2 protein-coding genes are annotated in these 3,712 nt (G+C 41.2%); one reads left to right on the forward strand and one right to left on the reverse strand.

The window, feature by feature from the left end; translation table 11 throughout:
* Window positions 1-178: 178 nt before the first annotated feature.
* On the forward strand, window positions 179-1,738 hold the full coding sequence (locus tag AAC033_RS18645) for a PQQ-binding-like beta-propeller repeat protein (protein WP_339740989.1): 1,560 nt from the start codon (window positions 179-181) through the stop codon (window positions 1,736-1,738).
* A 192-nt stretch (window positions 1,739-1,930) separates the two neighbouring features.
* On the opposite strand, the gene AAC033_RS18650 is transcribed toward AAC033_RS18645, so the two are convergent.
* Window positions 1,931-3,463, reverse strand: a complete 1,533-nt coding sequence (locus AAC033_RS18650) for a Fic family protein (RefSeq protein ID WP_339740991.1) — start codon at window positions 3,461-3,463, stop codon at window positions 1,931-1,933.
* Window positions 3,464-3,712 lie beyond the last annotated feature (249 nt).

Consider the following 3,712-nt stretch of genomic DNA (forward strand, 5'->3'; position numbering starts at 1 on the left):
TCAATCATTCCCTAAAAATAGGAATAAAGTTTTTTATTATCGAAGTTTTGAAAAATACCCTACTTCAACAAAAGATCCAACATACTTCAATTATACCGTAAAATGGCAATAAATATCCTTTTCTTGATTTAACTTTGATGCTGATATTAACCATTATCACCCGAATATTTGACAATAAATGAAAACTTTAATTTTTGTTCTCCTCACTGTAGTTTCAGTCAATTCGTATTGCCAAAAAACTGAATCGACCATCCTGACCAACCAGAGGGTTTTGGGCAAAAACCTTGTTGGAGGAACCGATATCACAGGAACTGAATTCATTTTCCCGGACAGGATTCAGGAAACATACCTTGACACAACATCAGGATTTTTGACAGTGCAATTGCGAGGTACGGGCAAAAATGGGAAATGGCTTGATAATAAAGGTAATATTCTTGTTTATGACCTTTATTCCAAAGATTTAAAATGGAGCAAAAAAATCAATTACCAGACCAGCAGTGTGCAGCAGTTCAGTAATACGGTTATTCTCACTGTTGCCAATAAAAGCTACTGTCTGGACATCAATACCGGTGAGGAACTATGGGAGGTCCGAAATGATATTTATTTTGTTGATCCAATATCGAATACCGGTATTGGTTACAAATACAGAGTGGGAGACCAACTTTCTGATAAGCTGGAAGGAATTGATTTAAAAACAGGTGACGTTCTCTGGAAAAGGGAACTTAGCCGGGAATATGCCTGGAACAACGTCTTTTATTTGAATGACACCACACTTCTTGCTGTTGCAGCAGGCTTACATACCATTCACTTAAAGAACGGTTCCGGCTGGGACTACAATACTGTTACCGGGGACAAGGACTATTCTGTTACAAATACAGCCAATGCACTTGGTGCCGTAGCAGGTGTTCTCACCGGGACCTTCGTTATCTCTACCGGATATAACCTGGTCAGGGATTTAGTCTCAAATGTACTTGCTGACAGTACTGATTTATATTTCGCATCAAAGGAAAAACTTGCCAGGGTTGATAAAAATACAGGAGAAGTTATCTGGTCATTTCCATTTCCCCAAAACCTGCCAAGTAAATCGGTCATCTTTGCCAATGACAGCCTGATCTACATGATTAACAAAGGATCTGCTTTTATGGGATACAGACAGCTGAGTTATGGCAAACCTTTCCTTGCTGCTTTTAACAAGAATTCAGGAAAACAAAGATTCTTTTCAATCATAGATGTAAAAGACGATCCAATCCTTGGCTTCCAGCAGGTGGATGATGTTTTTTACCTGGTTTTTAAAAACAGGGTTGCCAAATACTCATCAAAAAATGGAAATTTAATCCAAGACAAAGAATTCCCGGAGGATGAATTCGGGGAACTAAAGTATTTTACCGGAAGCCATGTTTATTCACAGGACGATCAGGGTGAATTTTCCAACCTTTCAGATACCACAAGATATGTTTATACAGGGAATGGGAAAACCTTGGTAATTGATGATCAATTAAACCTAATCACCACGATAGAAAAAACTTTGTGGCTGCATTCCCTCAATTTTGAAGGATACAAATTTATTACAAATGATACGACAAGCTTTGTATTGGACAGCGTAGATAGAAAAATTGCAGAAATAGAAGTAGGCTCGAACGCCTTCATCCTTGGAAATACCCTTTATAGCAGGAAGGAGGCGAGTTTCACAGCAATTAACCTGGAAAAATTTGTGGAGGGTCCATTGGAAAAGAAATAGATGGCGAAAAGAAAATCAAATACAGGTATCGACTTAAAACCAGTACTGATAGCCGGAGGAATTTTGTTACTTCCGTTAACCTTTTACATACTCTACAGAATTCGATATCTGGAAACTGGAACCTTCTTTATTTTGACGAGAATATCGGTACGCAGAGTGCCCAAATCCTAATATTTTTAAAGTGATTGTGATTTACTTCAAGCCTGATTCAACCAAATTCCCCAGAAAAATTGCAAAGTCACGTATATCTCCGTTAACGCTGGCGCGTTCCAGTGCGGCCATATAGGCATCCCTTTGCCCGACCGGAATAACCGTCCATGAATAACCACCCGAAGCCAACATGGTATTAAACAGAAAACGCCCGATGCGTCCGTTACCATCCATATACGGGTGGATATAGACAAAGATAAAATGCCCCAGCACTGCCCGGACACCAGCATCGTCTTCATTGCGTAACAATTCAAACAGTGTGGGAATGGCCTCGCTCACAGCTTCGGCACTAAGCGGCGTATGCATTGACCCTTTGATATATACCTGACTGTTTCGGTATCCGGCAAGGTCGGATGGTTTTAATAATCCGGCTACAACACTGGGGGCGAATAATTCCCGGTACCAGTCTGAATGATCGGTATCGGTCACCTCTCCCGGATTTTCCCCGGCCAGGATTTTCTTGATACTTTCCTTTACCGCCTGGAACGCCTGATAATATCCCCGTGCGGCCATGGCATTACGCGCCTCTCTGTCTGCCTCGTTCCCATCAGGGTTCCAGTTGCCATCTCTTACCCGTTCAATCAGTTCGGCCGTTACGCGATACCCCTCAATGGACAAGGAATGATAGGCATCTTCGGCGTAATGTTCCTCGACCTCTTTCATATAAGCTTTAATATCCGTGGGGATTGCACTGGCCTTGGGAAAATTTTCAATCACAACACCACGCATCTGGTGCCACATTAGCTTTATTCGGCTGACATATGGCGAATTCTCCCGAACTGTGAGAATATGTTCCGGCAGTTTTTCCGAAAAAGGGTCTTCCTCCCGAACATCATATCCGGCTGATTTCATGGTTTTAAGAATGGTATCGGCTATCCGGGTATTGCCGATATTTCGGAATGCCCCGGCTAACCTTCCGGCAATGACACTATGCCCACCATCCAACAGCTTTGCCAATAATACCGAAGCATCTTTGACCATCGCAAGACACGCTCTTGCATCAATGGTATAACGGGTAAAGAAATCCGCGCCAACCGCAATTAATCCATTCTCAAGGGAGTAAAGCTGTAGTCCGTTATGTGTAACCCGCAATGTTTTATCAAGAATGTCAAGCTTGTAATCAAGAATAGAGGTGCCGTGCAAAAGATTTACGATATTATTATTGGCTTTTGGTGAACGGACAAGCAGCTGTTTGGGAATAACCCGATTACCACTATGAAGCAAAAGAGATTGGTCTGGTGACAAACACCACTCACTTCCGAAACGCTCGTTAAGGTACATAGAGGCAAAATCCCAGAATGACATATACCAGGACGTAGTATCGCCATCACGTTCTTCAGGACGAGTTGAAATGTACCATCCCTTGATAACGTCTTTTATGAAGCCGTTACGTTTCAAAAGTTGCTTATGTGATGTTTTAAGATCAGATGCCTTGATAACAGCAATGTCTCGATCTTTCTGTAGCTTCTGAAGTTCAGAAAGAGCTTGTGCCAATTTTTCAGATGGTGTTGCCATGATAATGTCCCGTTATTTTTGCAGGATAACCAAAAGTACTATCCGCATCATATTTAGTATATCTATCTGTGTTAGTTTTAGTATATGCAAATGTAGTACGTTTAGTTTATATCGCTGCGTGTTTTTTAGTATATTCTGCAAGATTTCTCTGATATCTTTTCCAACGATATTCTCTCCGTTTAAATAACACTTCACTGGAGTTTCCTCAAAAAATTAATCCGGGAATAAAGAAAGTTGAAATTGGTCGTG

Origin of the sequence: uncultured Sunxiuqinia sp. (assembly GCF_963974515.1) — a bacterium.
Taxonomy (GTDB): domain Bacteria; phylum Bacteroidota; class Bacteroidia; order Bacteroidales; family Prolixibacteraceae; genus Sunxiuqinia.

Excerpts from the sequence above, each read along its gene's own strand:
- AAC033_RS18650 (WP_339740991.1), bottom strand. The coding sequence starts at position 3,463 with ATGGCAACACCATCTGAAAAATTGGCACAAGCTCTTTCTGAACTTCAG.
- AAC033_RS18645 (WP_339740989.1), top strand. The coding sequence starts at position 179 with ATGAAAACTTTAATTTTTGTTCTCCTCACTGTAGTTTCAGTCAATTCG.